Origin of the sequence: Salmonella sp. A29-2 (assembly GCF_020150755.1) — a bacterium.
GTDB classification, from domain to species: Bacteria; Pseudomonadota; Gammaproteobacteria; order Enterobacterales; family Enterobacteriaceae; genus Salmonella; species Salmonella enterica.
Map to the genome: position 1 here is coordinate 4,478,597 of NZ_CP083731.1, position 17,718 is coordinate 4,496,314.

The window sequence follows — 17,718 nt, forward strand, 5'->3', positions numbered from 1 at the left end:
AATGATTACTATGCTCAAGATATTACCGAAAACGGCGATGATACTACTGGCTTTTTTGGCCATTTTTCTTATTGAATGGTATACCCCCATTCACTCTGATGATTACCGCTATTACCTTTTAGGAATTTCGCCGGAATCACATTTTCATCATTATATGACATGGAGTGGCAGGATTATAGCTGATTACACCAGCGCACTTATCCTGTATACACGTTCTCAACTCGTGTATTCCATCAGCGCTGCCGTTTCGACACTGGTATTTTGTTATTTCATTGTGAAGACACCCTCAGGTACATTACGCTGGAATAAATCCGACTACTTATTATTCCCACTAATATTCTTCACTTACTGGATTTCGAACCCGAATTTGGGTCAAACCACTTTCTGGATCGTTGGTGCTGCGAATTATTTGTGGACGAATCTGTTCGTTGTTGCATGGCTGTTCTTCTTTTACACCATAACAATAAAAAACAGTAAAGCGATCAGCCCGTGGGTTGCATTACTAAGCTTTATGGCAGGCTGTTCCAATGAAAGCGTCTCACCTTTCGTCTCGCTTATTTCTGTTCTGGCCATTGCATACGAGTTATGGCAAAACAAATCTGTTTCGCGCAATAAGATAGTTTATAGTCTCTGTGCAATCGCAGGTTCATGCGTATTGATACTTTCTCCGGGCAATTTCATCCGCGCCAGCGGCAAAGAATTCTGGTATGGAAGGCCGATTTTTGAACGTATTTTCATTCACTTAACAGAACGCGTTCATAACCATCTGGCGCTGATCTGGATAGCTTATGTTGTTTTGTTATTGCTGGTCTTACTGGTCATATTCAATAAGCAGATTCGCGCCAAAATTGATAAAACGTCCCTTATCTGCGCTGCGTTAGTCGTATGTATAGGTATTAGCACTTCCTTAATTATGTTCGCGTCGCCGTCCTACCCCGATCGGGTTATGAACGGTACGTTTATGTTTTTCCTTTTAGCTATCTCCTTCATCGCTTACGCCCTGTTGAAAAGTGGCGTTAAGGCTGGAGTCGTCGGCGTAACTGCCGTGACTGTCCTCTGTGGTATCGTATTCCTTTGGTCCTATTCATTGATGCTTAACGGTTATAAAAAAACGGCCGGACAGGAAATCGTAAGACAAAAAATCATTACTAAAGAAATAGCGGCAGGTAAACAGAAGTTTATCATCCCTGACTATTATTTCGTCAAGTTGCAAAATAGCGGTGGTCATTTTGGTTTATTCCATGATCCTGCTGTTTACGGCGAGTATTATCATGTACAAGCTATTTTCAAAAAGAAAGTCAATTTTGATTATTCTGTAATCGCTAATGGAGCGAAGCACAGCCTTTCCAATGAAACGACGGCTTATAGCAACACCCGCGGGGATTTCGCTATTATCAGCCGGGAGCAGCTAACGGGTTCGATCACACTCTCGGTTAATGGACGGCAGAAAACGATTCCAGTTGAAAAAATGAAGCACGCAGAAATCAATGATGAATTCTGGTACTACGCTTCTGTAGGCAAAGGTGAAATTACAGCAATTTCATTTTAACTTTACGTAAAACGCGATCTTCGCCATTTAACAAAATGCGCATCAACACAGGCCCGGTAAGCGCAGAAGCGCCACCGGGCAAAACACATTCTGACCCCGCCATCAATTATTTCCTTAAAGCGCTTTAATATCTCTCCCCCCGCCGGAAGGCGAAAATAGCCTCATGAACACAAAAACACGACCCTCGACCCTGCACTGGCAACCTGCCTTGCAACGTCCTGAAGAATACGTCTGCGGGCTGGATGATATTCATCAGGCAATACACATCATTCTGCGCACGCCGCGCGGCAGCGATCCCCACAGGCCGCTTTTTGGCAGCAATCTGTGGCGCTACATCGATTACCCGATCGAGCGGGCCATTCCGCACGTTGTTCGCGAATCGGTGGAAGCGATTCGCATGTGGGAACCCCGCTGCCGGTTGCTGAAGGTGACGCCGACGATTGACGGCGAACACCTGACGTTACGCGTGCAATGGCGCGCCGCAGACGGCGTAATCAACTCAACGGAGGTGTTATGGCGATAGCCGAACCCGACTTTATTGACCGCGATCCCGCGCAAATCACCAGCGAGATGATTGCGCAATATGAAGAAGCCAGCGGTAAAAAACTCTACCCGGCACAGGCTGAGCGGCTGCTCATTGACCTGTTTGCTTATCGTGAAAACCTTGTCCGCATCGCCATCCAGGAGGCGGCGAAGCAAAACCTGGTCGCGTATTCCCGTGCGCCGATGCTGGATTATTTAGGCGAGCTGGTTGGCGTTCACCGTCTACCCGCTCAGGCGGCGAAAACCACGCTACAGTTTTCTGTTACGCAAGCGGCTAAAAGTAACCTGGTGATTCCACAAGGGACTCGCGCCAGCGCGTCGGATAGCGTGATGTTCGCCACCGACGAAGATGTTGTGTTGCCTGCGGGCAGCCTGAGCGTTGCGGTAACTGCAACCTGTGTAGCGACCGGTGAATCCGGCAATAACTGGCAACCTGCGCAAATCAGCGCGCTGGTGGATCGGGTAGGCAATTACGATCTCAGCGTCACCAATCTGACGGCCTCAAGTGGCGGCTGCGGCGAAGAGAACGACGACGCGCTACGTAAACGCGTCCAGCTAGCGCCGGAAAGTTTCAGCAACGCGGGCAGCTATGGCGCCTATCGCTTCCATACGCTCTCGGTCAGCCAGTCGATTATCGACGTGGCGGTGCTGGGGCCGGATGAAGGGCTGGCGGAAGGCTGCGTGGAACTCTATCCGCTGACCCTGAACGGACTGCCGGGGCCGGAGCTTCTTGCCCAGATCGAACGGGAGGTGAGCAAAGAGAAAAAGCGCCCGCTAACCGATAAGGTGAGCGCTAAATGTTCTCCGCGCGTGGCTTATCAGATCCGCGCCCGGCTAACGCTGTTTACCACCGCCGATCAGGAGACGACGCTTGCCGCCGCGCGTGAAGCGATTAATAGATGGACGCGCTCGCGCCAGACCCGGCTGGGCCAGGACATTGTGCCAAACCAGATAATTAAAGTATTGCAGGTCGATGGCGTTTACGACGTCGCGCTGGATATGCCCGCGAAAAAGGTATTGCAGGCGCACGAATGGGCGGAATGCACGGCTATTGACGTGACGATTGCCGGGGTCAGCGATGGATAAACTGCTTCTGCCGCCGCCGCTGGCCAGCGACGAACGTTTTTCGATTCTGGCGAATATTGCCGCCGAACGCTTTGCACAAATCGACCTGACGGCGTTGCTGGTCTATCTGGTGGATATCGTTGATGCCTCGGCACTGCCCTCGTTGGCCGGACAGTTTCATGTTCAAGGGCTGGAGGGCTGGCTATTTGCCGCCAATGAACAGGAGAAACGAGAGTTAATTAAACAGGCGATTGAACTGCATAAATATAAAGGAACTCCCTGGGCCGTTCGCCGTGTACTGGAAATATTATCCTTACCCGGCACGATTTCCGAATGGTTTGAGTATGGCGGTAAGGCTTATTTTTTTAAGGTTGAAATTAAGCTAATCAACCAGGGCATGGATGAAAATCTGTTTAATAACCTGGTCGATCTTATTCATGAGTATAAGAACGTGCGCTCAAAGCTGGAAGCGTTAATTGTCTGGATAATTAACCAAAGCGCTATTCCTGTTATCGGCAGCGCGCTTTACGGTGGAGAAATAACGACCGTCTTACCCTTCCAGGTTCTGGAAGTTCAACAAACTAAACCGATCTATTTCGGTACAGGGCAATGGAGCCTTGAAATTACATCTATTTACCCGGAGTAATTATGGATAATGAGTTTTATACCCTCCTGACTGACAGGGGAATGGCGAAAATCGCCAGCGCCCTGGCGGATAAAAAGCAGATACATCTGCAAAAGATGGCGGTTGGCGACGGCGGTGGGCAATATTATGAACCAACCGCCAGCCAGACCACTTTACGCCGCGAAGTCTGGCGCGGTGAGATGAATACGCTGACCGTTGCGCCGAATAATCCCAACTGGCTGATTGCCGAACTGGTGCTGCCGGAGGACGTTGGCGGCTGGTATGTGCGTGAAGTGGGCGTGTTCGACGACGAGGGCGAGCTAATCGCCATCGGCAAGTTCCCGGAATCCTACAAACCGCTGTTGCCCGGCGGCTGCGGCAAGCAGGTCTGTATCCGCCTGATTATGGAGGTCTCCAACACCACGGCGGTGACGCTGACGGTCGATCCGAGCATTGTGCTGGCGACGCGCGACTATGTGGATGTCCGGCTGGACGAGCATGAACATTCGACAAATCACCCGGATGCGACATTAACGCAGAAAGGGTTTACGCAGCTCAGTAACGCCACTGACAGCGATGACGAAACCAAAGCGGCTACGCCAAAGGCGGTAAAAGCGGCGATGGCGGAAGCGCGTAATCACACGCATACCTGGAATCAGATCACCGGCGTTCCCGACGGTACGCTGACGCAAAAGGGGATTGTTAAGCTTAACAGTGCGACGGACAGCACCAGCACAACGGAAGCGGCAACGCCGAGCGCGGTCAAGGCGGCGATGGATAAGGCGAATGCGGCAGCTCCGGCCAGCCATACTCACGCCTGGAACCAGATTACCGGCGTCCCGGACGGCACGCTGACGCAAAAAGGGATCGTGAAACTTAACAGCGCGACGGACAGCACCAGTACCACAGAAGCGGCAACGCCCAGTGCGGTAAAGGCGGCGATGGATAAGGCGAGTGCGGCGGCCCCGGCCAGCCATACTCACGCCTGGGGGCAGATCACCGGCACCCCGGACGGTACGCTAACGCAAAAAGGGATCGTGAAGCTTAATAACGCCACCGACAGCACCAGTACGACGGAGGCGGCGACGCCGAGCGCGGTGAAAGCGGCGATGGATAAGGCGAATGCGGCACTGAATCTGGCAAATACGGCAGCTTCAAACGGGCCTCGATACCAGTTTTTTACAGCTAATGGGACTTTTACTGTGCCTGATGGGGTAACGCAGGTTTTTGTTGAAATGCTGGGAGGAGGTGGTGGAGGAGGTGGTGGTGGATGTACTCCTGATCCCGATAAGACTAATGCCTATTCAGCTGGTAGGGGAGGTAATCATGGAGAATTAAAAATTGCCATTATAGGTGTGACATCTAAAAAAACTTATACGGTTTCTGTTGGGGCTGGAGGTTCAGGTGGAGGCGGCGGTTTTGTACGTTCATATGAAGATAGAACATCTATTGGTCCTAATGGACAAGGCCATACGCTAATTAAAGGGGATGCAGGTGAACTAGGGCTTGATGGAGGCGACTCATCTTTTATTAATATCACTGCTAAAGGCGGATTAGGTAGCAGCGGCAAAATAGCAGAATTTACATCTACCGAATCATCTCCAGGAGGGGTTGGTGTGGGTTCGGCCTTTGGCACAGGCGGCAGTGCGGCTGCATTTGCAAACGGAGGAAATGCCGATGGCTATGGAGCTGGTGGTGGTGGTGGTGCGTCATTGAGCCAAAATACGCGCTCCGCGATATCTGGATATTCTGGTGGGCGCGGTTCTGATGGTTTTGTAAAAATTTCATGGTGAAAATATGACTAAATATGTGTACTACCATCCTTCGACTTTTGAGGTTATCGACTGGATTGACGATACCTCGCTAAATGTTGTATTACCAGAATCTATAAAACCAGTAAATGACGAACAATGGCAATTAAGAGGAAAACCATGCTGGATTTGTTTAGCACCATTTTCATTTATCACTACACCACCGCCATGTGAATTTTATCAACTGGTAGGTGATAAATGGATATACAACCCGACAGCTTTCAATGATGCGCTGGTAAATAAAAAAGAAAATGTAGTTCGAAGTATAAAAGCTCACCGCGACACCGTTACCACCGATTATATCGTTATCGACGGCAACCATTTCCACAGCGATGCTAACAGCCGTATTCAGCAAATGTCACTCACCAGAATGGGTCAGGCAAAGCAGATTCCGGCAGGGTTAATGTGGCAGACCAAAAATAACGGTTTGATTAAACTGACCAACGACATCGCCGCGCAGTTTGAAACCGTCACTATGGATCACGATATGCGCCTGTTTGCCAACGCGCAGCGGCATATTGCGGCGGTAGAAGCGCTGGGGGATATCCAGGAAGTGCTCGACTACGACTATTCATCAGGCTGGCAGCCATGAGTCAAACCACCGTCTGGCTCGCTTGCTATAAGGGGCGATCGGAGTATCGCGGCATCGCCAGGTTTGCCGACTGGCTCACGCGCAAAGTCACGCGCGGTATCTACTCTCACTGTGAACTGGCGGTGGCGCACGGCGGTAATGAATACCTCTGCTACTCTGCATCGTTTCGCGATCGCGGCGTGCGGGGAAAGATAATACCGTTACCGGACGATAAGTGGGATAAGCTACCGTTAAAGGCCACGTTGCCGGAAGTGGAGGCCTTTTTCCGCAAACATAACGGCAAACGCTATGACTGGCAGGGCGCGCTCGGTATCGCGCTGTATAACCGGGAGCGCAAAGATAAACTGTTTTGCAGCGAGTTTTGCGCTGAATTTCTCGGACTAAACGATAGCTGGCGCTACTCCCCCAGCCACCTTTATGCCTTAGTTAGTAGCTGGCAATACGATTGTTGAATCTCTCGCCGGGTATAAAGCCCGGCGGTGTTGAATTAAAGTAATACCCTTTATTATTTTTTAGCATCAAATGTTCAGTTTGCATAGCAAATGAAGTATTATAAAAAACCATCTTATAGTATTTTTACCAATTGATACGTGAACCCCCCACGATAATAACATTTATTTAACAATCTAGCTTTCTTCATTGGAGGAAGAAAAAATCAAACTCTTACATTGCTTATTATTTTCCATATCTAAAAAAGGAAATGGATTACGGAAATACTGGCGACATGAGATTATTCGCAGTAATGAATTTTTATTATATCGATTACTTATGCAGGCCAATAACAATCGCCGTCTTAATTTTTTATTTTGGTAGCGTCTGGCAAATGAGATGTATATCTATGGTTCAAAAAAACAGAAAAAAACTGGATTATAGATTAATCGCAAGCTAAATTCCAAATTTGGAATTGATATAGAGCTGGGAGCAGTAAAAAGGGGAAATAAGATCACTCCCATCCCAACTCTTATTTTATATCTCCCCATGGAAATATAAAAGACAAAACAACCATTAAAACATTTATCAACTTATATTACATATATTAATAACATTATAAACAAATAAATTACATTCACATCTTGAATGTAATTAAACTTCGATAACCATATGAACACTAATTTTGTTGCAATATAAAGCACATTAAATATAGTGGAACATGGCTAAAATCACCTAATATTCACCGGGGAATATAATGATTATTGTTTCTGTGCTCAGACAAAGCAAAGACTTCACCACAAAACATGCTCAATGGTTACATAAGCAGCTCAAAGGTTATGATTCTGTTTGTTTAACAGATGCGCTAAAGATAAAAGGGGTAAATACAGCGCCTCTTTTGTATGATTGGCCAGGATGGTGGGCAAAACTAGAACTTTTCAATCCACTGCATCCTGTTCTTGGTAATGAGGATATTCTCTATATTGATATAGATAGCGTTATTGTGGGAGATATTACTCCTCTGACAACTATGAAAAAAATAACATTACTTAATGACTTTTCTCAGCATGGTGCTTCAGTTGCGCCAGCAACAGGTATTATGTTTATTCCTGCACCCGCAAAAAAAAATGTGTGGGATGAATTTATGAAAAATCCTGAAAAGGAAATCAATGCCATAAGAACCCCGCCCTATCATGGCGATCAAGGATTTATCGGCAGAATATGTCAAGATGCTGAAAGATGGCAAAACATCTTACCCGGAAGAATTATTAGTTATAAAGCTAATATAGCAACACCAAAAATGATTGGTTTTAACCCTGAACTATACGATGGGACAGGTAATGGAAAATTACCTGACGGAGCAAGCATAGTCTGTTTTCATGGTTCCCCTCGCCCCTGGAACACAGCATTGCCCTGGGTGCCTTACTTTAGTTTAAAAAACACAATCCAAAGCAAAGTGAAACAATATAAGTTATCACTGCGTTAAAGCTTCCTTCTCTTCAATGCCGGCGCTTTTCTTTACGCCACCAGAACCTCTATATATTTCTAATACGGTAGCGTAAGCGCCATCGGGCGATGCGTTGCCGGATGGCGACGCAGGCGCGTCATCCAGCCTGCCACGAGCCCACACTGGATCATGAGCGTAATTTGTTTGAATAATCTTCCTTCACGCGATAAACAATAACTATGGTCTGGCTCGATCCTGACCCGTTGATAACAAACACAACATACTTGCAAGGAAAACAACATGCTCGCCGTCATTACCCGGCTGTTCCCGTTATGGGCGCTGCTGCTCTCTCTCATTGCGTATTACACACCATCCACCTTTACTCCTGTTGGGCCGTGGGTCGCGACACTACTGATGTTGATTATGTTCGGTATGGGGGTCCATCTTAACGTTGACGACTTTAAACGCGTGCTCTCCCGACCAGCCCCTGTCGCCGCAGGGATATTCCTGCACTATCTGGTAATGCCGCTCGCGGCATGGCTGCTGGCGTTGCTGTTTAAGATGCCGCCAGATCTGTCCGCCGGGATGGTACTGGTCGGTAGCGTAGCCAGCGGCACCGCCTCTAACGTAATGATCTATCTGGCGAAGGGAGACGTCGCGCTCTCAGTCACCATTTCATCGGTCTCCACGCTGGTCGGCGTGGTCGCCACACCACTACTCACGCGCCTGTACGTCGATGCCCATATTCAAGTCGACGTGATGGGTATGCTGCTGAGCATTCTACAGATTGTAGTCATTCCAATCACGCTGGGGCTGGTGATTCACCATCTGTTTCCGCGCGTAGTGAAAGTGGTAAAACCTTATCTGCCAGCATTCTCGATGGTGTGCATTTTGGCAATCATCAGCGCGGTGGTCGCGGGTTCAGCTTCACATATCGCCTCCGTCGGCTTTATGGTGATCATCGCGGTGATCCTGCATAACACCCTTGGCCTGCTTGGCGGCTACTGGGGTGGACGTCTGTTCGGTTTTGATGAGTCAACCTGTCGAACGCTGGCGATCGAAGTCGGGATGCAGAACTCTGGTCTTGCTGCTGCATTGGGTAAAATCTACTTTGGCCCGCTCGCAGCGCTGCCTGGCGCGCTGTTCTCAGTGTGGCACAACCTTTCAGGGTCACTACTGGCTGGTTACTGGTCCGGGAAACCGATTGTTGAAAAATCGGGCGAAACGGCAAAGGTAAATTAAAATATTGCCGGGTGGCGCAAGCTTACCCGGCTTACACGCTATCCGCCCGTTGCGTATTGCCGTAGACTAAATGCATCGGCTAACTGAGGGCACCCGTATGGCACTCCCCCGCATTACCCAAAAAGAGATGACCGAGCGCGAACAGCGCGAACTGAAAACGTTGCTGGACCGCGCCCGTATTGCGCACGGGCGTCCGCTGACCAATTCTGAGACCAACAGCGTAAAAAAGGAGTACATCGATAAGCTGATGGCGCTGCGTGAGGCTGAAGCAAAAAAAGCCCGCAAGTTGAAGAAAAAGCAGGCGTATAAACCCGATACGGAAGCGTCATTCTCCTGGTCGGCGAATACGCCGACGCGCGGCAGACGTTAACGTCCTTTTTTCTTTCGTCCCGGCGAGGTAAAGCGCTTACCGCTTGATGTCGGGCGCGCTTTCTCATTGCTTTTTTCGATCGCCACGACCGGTCGCTTAATACCCGTGGTCTTCGGCTTCGCTTTGGCCTTTGGTTTGGCTTCGGAAGAGGAACGCTCAATCAACTTAAACAGATCGATCAGCTCATCGTCCGTCAGATCGCGCCACTCGCCCAGCGGAATCCCGCTCAGGCTGACGTTCATAATGCGCGTACGCTCCAGTTTCGTCACTTCATAACCAAAGTATTCACACATACGACGGATCTGACGGTTTAATCCCTGCACCAGGGTAATGCGAAAGACAAACGGCGCCTCTTTTTTCACCTTACATTTTTTGGTGACGGTACCCAGAATCGGCACGCCAGCGCCCATACCGCGTATAAACTCGTCGGTAATCGGTTTATCCACCGTCACCAGATACTCTTTTTCGTGATCGTTACCGGCACGCAGAATCTTATTGACCAGATCGCCGTGGTTAGTCAGAAATATCAGCCCCTGCGAGTCTTTATCCAGACGCCCAATCGGGAAGATACGTTTGCTGTGGTTCACAAAATCGACAATATTGTCGCGTTCGCCGTCTTCAGTGGTACTGACAATGCCAACCGGTTTATTCAGCGCAATCAGCACTAAATCATCCGCTTCTCGCGGCTCAATCAACCGACCATTTACTTTAACAACATCCCCGGCGACCACCTGATCGCCAATGGCGGCGCGTTTGCCGTTGATAAAAACATTGCCCTGTTCGATAAAACGGTCCGCCTCGCGACGCGAACAGATGCCGCTTTCACTGATATATTTATTAAGCCGGATAGATGTGTCGGTCAGCATATTTACTCTCTGAGAAATTTTTCTACATAAACGTCGGGAATGTGACTTACCACATCAAATCGTCGGGAACTTTAAAATCGGCATACGGATCATCTTCGTCCTGCTCTTCCTGACTCAGCGCACTGTTTACGACAATACTGTCCGCATCTCGTTGTGCGATTTTATCGGCGACGCTCGCGGGAATAATCGCATATTCACATTCACCGCTGTTATTGATAACCAAACGCGCAATCGCGAGACGCCCATTAATCAGTTGCGTCTGAGTGAGCTTATCCACGTCTATTTTTTTGATGACGTTATTATCGGTGAAGTTAAAACCAATATCGCCTTTAGATACATTGATTCTATTCATTTCAATAAGTTGCTTAACCTGAGCTTTAAACTCTTTCGCTAAAACCGCTTGTTTTTGCTGTTCACTGAGTTGTTTATCACGCTCAAGTTGCGCCTTTTTATTTTCTTCCACCGCCTCTCTGGCCTCACGAGCCTGAACGCGTGATTTTTTAGCCGTGCGCTGGACTTTGGCCATTTTTTTGCTGGTCACTAATCCCGCTTGTAGCAGTTGCTCTTGTAAGGTCAGTTTTGCCATTTTCGTCTCTAAACGTGTTAAATAATTTTGCGGATTATACCTGTAATTTTTCAGGCGATACCAGATGGCAGATCTGGCCTGGTGTCACTTTTAGCGACCGCGCTTTGCCTGTGACACGCGTAACATCATGAGCCATATCAGTAAGACATTAAATGGATAATGGTAGCATTATTACGTTTTGACATTTCCTGATGAGGTGGAGAAGTAATGGAACTGCTTTTATTAAGTAACTCGACGCTGCCGGGTAAAGCCTGGCTGGAACACGCTCTGCCGCTGATAGCGAATCAATTGAACGGTCGACGCTCAGCCGTGTTTATTCCGTTTGCCGGCGTCACGCAAACATGGGACGAGTACACGGATAAAACCGCAGAGGTACTTGCGCCATTAGGGATAAACGTCACAGGGATTCATCGTGTCGCCGATCCGCTTGCGGCGATTGAGAAAGCGGAAATCATTATTGTCGGCGGCGGAAATACCTTTCAGCTACTGAAAGAATCGCGTGAACGCGGGCTGCTGGCGCCGATGGCGGACAGGGTAAAACGCGGCGCGCTGTATATCGGCTGGAGCGCAGGCGCCAACCTTGCCTGCCCGACTATCCGCACGACCAACGATATGCCGATCGTCGATCCAAACGGTTTCGACGCGCTGGATCTGTTCCCGCTGCAAATTAATCCTCACTTCACTAACGCCTTGCCGGAAGGTCATAAGGGCGAGACCCGCGAGCAGCGTATTCGCGAACTGCTGGTGGTCGCGCCGGAACTGACAGTGATTGGTTTGCCGGAAGGTAACTGGATTCAGGTGAGCAACGGCCAGGCGGTTCTCGGTGGCCCGAATACCACCTGGGTGTTTAAAGCGGGCGAAGAGGCCGTGGCGCTGGAAGCGGGTCATCGCTTTTAATCCCAGGCCACATTGAATGCCGAATGGCGGGCCTACGCGCATGTTCTCCGTAGGCCCCGCCATCCGGCATTTCACTTAATACTCGCCCCGTTCCTCGTCCTGATCCGGCTGTTCCAGTACGCTATAGGCGACCGAACAGAACAGTGAGTTAAGACGCTTCATATCGCCCAGCAGCCCTAAATGGAGCGAGCTGGTTTCAATGCTTTGCACGTTCTGCTGGTGCAGGCGGTCGACATGCGCATGTGAGTATCGGCGATTAAGTATACGGAAGCGATGTTTACTGCGGCGCAACCGACGGGCGCTGGTGACATCGCCGGAGAAAAAGACCGACATCGCCAGTTGCAGATTACTGAGCAGTTGATCGTAAAGCGCATCCAGCTCTTTCAATCCTTCTTCTGAAAATGCCCGACGCGCCGCCAGTGACTTGTCGGCAATCTCACTGCCCATTCGCTCGATAATATCCGACGCCTGTTCGAGGTTCAGGGCCATCTCAATAATCTCCGCCCACCGGCGGGACTCCTCCGCCGCCAGCTCGTCTTTTGGCATTCGCGCCAGATAAAGCTTAATCGCGGTGTAGAGCACGTTAACGTCATCCGCCAGCTTGCGCAGCGCTTTCTCTTCACGCGGCTCGCCGTGCATGACCTTTTTTAGCCCTTCCATCATCTGTTCCATCGCATCGCCAATGCGCAACACCTCGCGGGCAGCATTAGCCAGCGCCAGCGTTGGCGTATCCAGCGCGCTGACATCCAGATGTTTCGGCTTCAGATGGGTATCCAGTTCAGGCTCATCACGAATAATTCGTTTACAAAAACGCGCCATCAGCTCGGCAAATGGCACCATCGCCAGGCAACGCACCAGGTTATAGAAAACGTGGAAATAGATCACCAGCTCTGACTTCGGTAGCGATAGCTCATCCATCAGATTCGCCAGCGGATGGACAAACGGCAGGATGACCAGGCTGCCGATCAATTTGAACAATAGGCTGCCGAGCGCTACGCGACGCGCGGCAGCATTGGCGGCGCTGTTATTGAGCATCGCCAGCAGCCCCGATCCCAGATTGGCGCCGATGACCAGGCACAACGCCACCGGGAACGATATAATCCCCGCCGCCGTCAGGGTCGCCGTCAGCAACACCGCCGCCAGGCTGGAATAACTGATAATAGCGAACATCGCGCCAATCAGCGCATCCAGCATAATGTCGCCCGTCAGCGACGCGAAAATGACCTGCACGCCATTAGCTTGAGTGATCGGCGTCACCGCCTGCACAATCAGCTCCAGCGCCAGTAGAATCAGGCCAAGCCCGATACCGACGCGACCCAGCTGCCCGGCGCGGGACTGCTTACGTCCCAAAAAGAAAATCACGCCAATAAAAATCAGCAGCGGCGATAGCCACGACAAATCAAAGGTGAGAATACGCGCCATTAGCGCAGTACCCACATCAGCGCCCAGCACAATCACCAGAGCTGGCGTCAGGGCGACAAGATCCTGGGCGACAAACGACGTTACCAATAAAGTGGTGGCGTTACTGCTTTGTACCAGCGCGGTAACACCGATACCCGCACAAAAGGCGAGCGGTTTCTTTTCCACGCTGCGGCTGAGGACAGTGCGTAGACGCGCGCCAAACACGCGCATTACGCCAGTACGAACGATATGTGTTCCCCATACCAACAGCGCAACGGCAGAAAGTAGATGGAGCAAAGTTAACACGGCGTCAGGTTCTCCTTATCGTTATACGTTTTCCTGAAGCTCACTTGCGATAAATTGCCTGATGGCGCACAGCGTTAAGGCCTGCTGGCGTTGCACGCCACCGGGCTTACCATACGTAATACGGTATGCTGGATAAGGCGTTTACGCCGCCATCCGGCAAATTCAGCGTAGAGCCTTCCTTCAGTATAAGGGTTTAATTGTAAGAAAGAGACAAGGCACCCAATGAGTGCCTTGTATGTTGTAAGGAAAAGTGACGATTTTATGAATCAGTCCGCATCGTAACCCAGGTTCGGCGCCAGCCACCGCTCAACGTTCTCAACGCTCATTCCTTTACGGAAAGCATAATCTGTCACCTGATCGCGTTGAATCTGCGCTACCGCGAAGTATTTGCTCTCAGGATGGCTGAAGTACCAGCCGGAGACCGACGCGCCAGGCCACATGGCGAAAGATTCGGTGAGCTTCATCCCGGTGTGTTTTTCGACATCCAGTAGCTGCCAGATAGTGCCTTTTTCGGTATGTTCCGGGCAGGCAGGATAACCCGGCGCCGGGCGAATCCCCTGGTAGTTTTCGCGGATTAATTCGTCGTTACTCAGGCTCTCGTTCGGCGCATATCCCCAGTAAACCTTACGTACACGCTCATGCAGGTACTCGGCAAACGCTTCCGCCAGACGGTCGGCAATCGCTTTCACCATGATCTTGTTATAGTCGTCGTGTTGCGCTTCGAAGGCGTCCGCCAGCGCATCCTCCTCCAGACCGCCGGTCACCGCGAAAGCACCGATGTAATCCGCTTTGCCGCTCAGTTTCGGCGCGACAAAATCCGCCAGACAGTAGTTAGCAAAACCAACTTTCTCGGTCTGCTGGCGCAGGTGGTGGCTGACCGTCAGAACATGAGTACGGGTTTCATCGCGATAGATTTCGATGTCATCGCCGATGCGGTTCGCCGGGAACAGGCCCACCACGCCACGCGGATTCAACAGTTTCTCGGCGCTTAGTTTATCCAGCATATCATTGGCGTCTTTAAACAGACGCTGCGCCTCAACGCCCACCACCTCATCTTCCAGAATGCGCGGGTATTTGCCGGCCAGCGACCAGGTCATAAAGAACGGCGTCCAGTCGATGTAGTTGCGCAGAGTTTCGATACTGGCTTCCACCTCCTGCACGCCCAGACGGTGGGCTACCGGCGGGGTGTAGCGTTCCCAATCGAACGCCAGATCGTTATCGCGCGCCGCTTCCAGCGTGACCGGCGGCGTGCGCGGTTTTTTGCGGGCGTGCTGAATACGCACGGTTTCGTACTCTTTGCGGGTACGGGCGACAAAGTCATCGCGCTGGTTGTCGGAGAGTAGCGCCGCCACCACGCCCACGGTACGCGAAGCATTCTGCACGTAGACCGTCGGACCGCTGTAGTTCTGCTCGATTTTCACCGCGGTGTGCGCTTTCGAAGTGGTTGCGCCGCCGATCAGTAGCGGGATAGTAAAGCCCTGACGCTCCATCTCTTTCGCCACGTTGACCATTTCGTCCAGCGACGGGGTGATAAGCCCGGAAAGGCCAATCAGATCGGCATTCACTTCACGCGCCGTTCTGAGGATTTTCTCCGCAGGCACCATCACGCCAAGATCGACGATTTCGTAGTTGTTACATTGCAGCACCACGCCAACAATGTTCTTGCCAATGTCGTGCACATCGCCCTTCACGGTGGCAATCACCATCTTGCCGTTGCTGGAGCCTTTTTCTTTGCTGGCTTCAATAAACGGCTCCAGGTAGGCCACCGCTTGTTTCATCACACGAGCGGATTTCACCACCTGCGGCAGGAACATTTTCCCTTCGCCGAACAGGTCGCCGACCACATTCATACCGTCCATCAGCGGCCCTTCAATCACCTCAATCGGGCGGGCGGCCTGCTGACGGGCTTCTTCGGTATCCTGCTCGATAAACTCGGTAATGCCTTTCACCAGCGAGTATTCAAGGCGTTTTTTCACGTCCCAGCTACGCCATTCCGCCTGCTGGGCGTTGGCAGCTTCGTCGGTTTTGCTGCCGCGGTATTTCTCCGCCAAATCCAGCAAACGCTCGGTGCCGTCATCGCGACGGTTAAGAATGACATCTTCAACCGCATCGCGCAGTTCGGCGGGCAGGTCGTCGTAAATAGCCAGCTGTCCGGCGTTGACGATGCCCATGTCCATGCCGTTGCGGATGGCGTAGTAGAGGAATACCGCGTGGATAGCCTCACGTACCGGGTCATTGCCGCGGAACGAGAACGACACGTTAGACACACCGCCGGAGATCAGCGCGTGCGGCAGCTCGCGTTTAATATCTTCGCAAGCGCCGATAAAGTCCTGCGCGTAGTTGTTGTGCTCTTCAATACCGGTCGCCACGGCGAAGATATTCGGGTCGAAGATGATGTCTTCCGGCGGGAAGCCCACCTCTTCAGTCAGAATCCTGTACGCCCGACGACAAATCTCGATTTTACGCTCGCGGGTATCGGCCTGGCCCTGCTCATCAAAGGCCATCACCACCACTGCCGCGCCGTAGCGACGCAGAAGCTTCGCATGATGAATAAAGGCTTCCACGCCCTCTTTCATCGAAATAGAGTTGACGATGCCTTTACCCTGAATGCACTTCAGCCCTTTTTCGATAACCTCCCATTTGGAGGAGTCGATCATGATTGGTACACGGGCAATATCCGGCTCACCGGCAATCAGGCTGAGGAAACGCACCATCGCCGCTTCGGCGTCGAGCATCCCCTCATCCATGTTGATATCAATAATCTGCGCGCCGCTTTCGACCTGCTGACGGGCGACATCCAGCGCTTCGCTGTATTTCTCTTCTTTGATCAGCCGTTTAAATTTGGCCGAGCCGGTGACGTTAGTACGTTCGCCGACGTTGACAAACAGGCTATCGTCGCCAATGTTCAGCGGCTCCAGGCCGGAAAGGCGGCAGGCGACCGGGATATCCGGCAGCTGGCGCGGCGGCAAACCGGCAACGGCGCGGCTCATGGCGGCGATATGCTCCGGCGTAGTGCCACAGCAGCCGCCAACGATATTCAGGAAGCCCGCTTCCGCCCATTCGCGAATCTGTTTCGCCATGGTGTCGGCGTCGAGGTCGTACTCGCCGAAAGCGTTCGGCAGGCCGGCGTTCGGGTGCGCGGTGACGTAGCATTCGGCAATCCGCGACAGTTCCTGGACGTACTGGCGCAGTTCATCTGGCCCCAGCGCGCAGTTAAGGCCAAAAGTGAGCGCCTCGGCGTGGCGCAGCGAGTTATAAAAGGCTTCGGTCGTCTGGCCGGAAAGCGTACGGCCAGACGCGTCGGTGATGGTGCCGGAAATCATGATCGGCAGATCAACGCCCAGCGCTTCAAACTCTTCTTTCACCGCAAACACCGCCGCTTTCGCATTCAGGGTGTCAAAGACGGTCTCAATCAGAATCAGATCTACGCCACCTTCCACCAGCGCTTTAGTGGATTCACGGTAGGCCGCCACCAGCTGATCGAAGGTGATATTACGAAACGCCGGGTCGTTGACGTCCGGCGAAATGGAGGCCGTGCGGTTAGTTGGACCAAGCACGCCCGCAACAAAGCGTGGTTTTTCTGGTGTTCGCGCCGTCCATTCATCGGCGCAGGCGCGTGCCAGTTTGGCCGCCGCATAGTTAATTTCCGCCGACAGGGATTCCATCCGGTAATCCGCCATCGCAATGGTTGTCGAGTTAAAGGTGTTGGTTTCGATGATATCCGCGCCAGCCTCAAAGTAGGCGTTGTGGATAGCGGCGATCACCTCCGGCTTGCTGAGGACCAGCAGGTCATTGTTGCCTTTCAGGTCGCAGGGCCAGTCGGCAAAGCGCTCCCCGCGGAAATCTTCTTCATGTAGACGATAGCTCTGGATCATAGTGCCCATACCGCCGTCCAGCACCAGAATACGTTCATTTAACTGCGCACGCAGTTGTTCAACTTTGCTGCTCACACTCGCTCCCGACAACGCTCCACGTAACGAGCCATACTG

Annotated in this window: 16 protein-coding genes and 1 pseudogene; 12 read left to right on the top strand and 5 right to left on the bottom strand. The window is 51.5% G+C overall.

Going from position 1 to position 17,718, the window contains the following annotated elements; genetic code table 11:
- The first annotated feature begins 1 nt into the window (after position 1).
- The 11 genes and pseudogenes from K8W53_RS21765 to K8W53_RS21815 all read left to right on the top strand — a co-directional run bounded on the left by K8W53_RS21765 (position 2) and on the right by K8W53_RS21815 (position 9,673).
- On the top strand, positions 2–1,549 hold the full coding sequence (locus tag K8W53_RS21765; protein ID WP_023138094.1) for a DUF6056 family protein: 1,548 nt from the start codon (positions 2–4) through the stop codon (positions 1,547–1,549).
- 163 nt (positions 1,550–1,712) lie between these two features.
- Positions 1,713–2,072 carry a GPW/gp25 family protein gene (locus K8W53_RS21770; RefSeq protein WP_001093501.1) on the top strand — a complete coding sequence of 120 codons (360 nt, stop codon included), beginning with the start codon at positions 1,713–1,715 and terminating at the stop codon, positions 2,070–2,072.
- Positions 2,063–3,178: a baseplate J/gp47 family protein gene (locus tag K8W53_RS21775; protein WP_023224732.1), complete on the top strand. Its 1,116-nt coding sequence runs from the start codon at positions 2,063–2,065 to the stop codon at positions 3,176–3,178. Before K8W53_RS21770 ends, K8W53_RS21775 begins: the two co-directional genes overlap by 10 nt.
- Positions 3,171–3,803, top strand: coding sequence for a phage tail protein I (locus tag K8W53_RS21780; RefSeq protein ID WP_000359504.1), 633 nt, complete (start codon positions 3,171–3,173; stop codon positions 3,801–3,803). Before K8W53_RS21775 ends, K8W53_RS21780 begins: the two co-directional genes overlap by 8 nt.
- Before the next feature lie 2 nt (positions 3,804–3,805).
- Entirely contained in the window at positions 3,806–5,575 is a 1,770-nt protein-coding gene (locus K8W53_RS21785; RefSeq protein WP_023224731.1) for a tail fiber protein, read from the top strand.
- A 4-nt stretch (positions 5,576–5,579) separates the two neighbouring features.
- On the top strand, positions 5,580–6,185 hold the full coding sequence (locus K8W53_RS21790) for a DUF4376 domain-containing protein (protein WP_023203256.1): 606 nt from the start codon (positions 5,580–5,582) through the stop codon (positions 6,183–6,185).
- Positions 6,182–6,637, top strand: a complete 456-nt coding sequence (locus K8W53_RS21795) for a hypothetical protein (RefSeq protein WP_023203255.1) — start codon at positions 6,182–6,184, stop codon at positions 6,635–6,637. The genes K8W53_RS21790 and K8W53_RS21795 overlap by 4 nt, the downstream gene beginning before the upstream one ends.
- A 248-nt stretch (positions 6,638–6,885) precedes the next feature.
- A pseudogene (locus tag K8W53_RS21800) lies at positions 6,886–7,175 on the top strand (hypothetical protein).
- 196 nt (positions 7,176–7,371) lie between these two features.
- Complete coding sequence (locus K8W53_RS21805) at positions 7,372–8,100, top strand: hypothetical protein (protein WP_000587738.1); 729 nt, start codon at positions 7,372–7,374, stop codon at positions 8,098–8,100.
- Between the two features lie 261 nt (positions 8,101–8,361).
- On the top strand, positions 8,362–9,303 hold the full coding sequence (panS, locus tag K8W53_RS21810) for a ketopantoate/pantoate/pantothenate transporter PanS (RefSeq protein WP_000881647.1): 942 nt from the start codon (positions 8,362–8,364) through the stop codon (positions 9,301–9,303).
- A gap of 97 nt (positions 9,304–9,400) precedes the next feature.
- On the top strand, positions 9,401–9,673 hold the full coding sequence (locus tag K8W53_RS21815; RefSeq protein WP_023224730.1) for a DUF3811 domain-containing protein: 273 nt from the start codon (positions 9,401–9,403) through the stop codon (positions 9,671–9,673).
- Here K8W53_RS21815 and rluF read toward each other — a convergent pair.
- From rluF to K8W53_RS21830, 3 genes are read right to left on the bottom strand one after another with little or no spacing between them, the layout of a single operon-like run.
- Entirely contained in the window at positions 9,670–10,539 is an 870-nt protein-coding gene (gene rluF, locus K8W53_RS21820) for a 23S rRNA pseudouridine(2604) synthase RluF (protein WP_001541283.1), read from the bottom strand. The genes K8W53_RS21815 and rluF overlap by 4 nt on opposite strands.
- A 46-nt stretch (positions 10,540–10,585) precedes the next feature.
- Positions 10,586–11,125, bottom strand: coding sequence for a DUF2058 domain-containing protein (locus K8W53_RS21825; protein WP_001096724.1), 540 nt, complete (start codon positions 11,123–11,125; stop codon positions 10,586–10,588).
- Between the two features lie 34 nt (positions 11,126–11,159).
- Positions 11,160–11,261 carry a hypothetical protein gene (locus K8W53_RS21830; RefSeq protein WP_031610567.1) on the bottom strand — a complete coding sequence of 34 codons (102 nt, stop codon included), beginning with the start codon at positions 11,259–11,261 and terminating at the stop codon, positions 11,160–11,162.
- Positions 11,262–11,332: 71 nt separating this feature from the next.
- On the opposite strand from K8W53_RS21830, the gene pepE reads away from it, so the two are divergent.
- Positions 11,333–12,022, top strand: coding sequence for a dipeptidase PepE (gene pepE / locus K8W53_RS21835; RefSeq protein WP_000421776.1), 690 nt, complete (start codon positions 11,333–11,335; stop codon positions 12,020–12,022).
- A 75-nt stretch (positions 12,023–12,097) separates the two neighbouring features.
- On the opposite strand, the gene K8W53_RS21840 is transcribed toward pepE, so the two are convergent.
- Positions 12,098–13,729: a Na/Pi cotransporter family protein gene (locus tag K8W53_RS21840; RefSeq protein ID WP_000956811.1), complete on the bottom strand. Its 1,632-nt coding sequence runs from the start codon at positions 13,727–13,729 to the stop codon at positions 12,098–12,100.
- Between the two features lie 266 nt (positions 13,730–13,995).
- Positions 13,996–17,679 (bottom strand): methionine synthase, encoded by a 3,684-nt coding sequence (gene metH / locus K8W53_RS21845; RefSeq protein WP_052939514.1) that lies wholly within the window; start codon positions 17,677–17,679, stop codon positions 13,996–13,998.
- Positions 17,680–17,718: the final 39 nt, after the last annotated feature.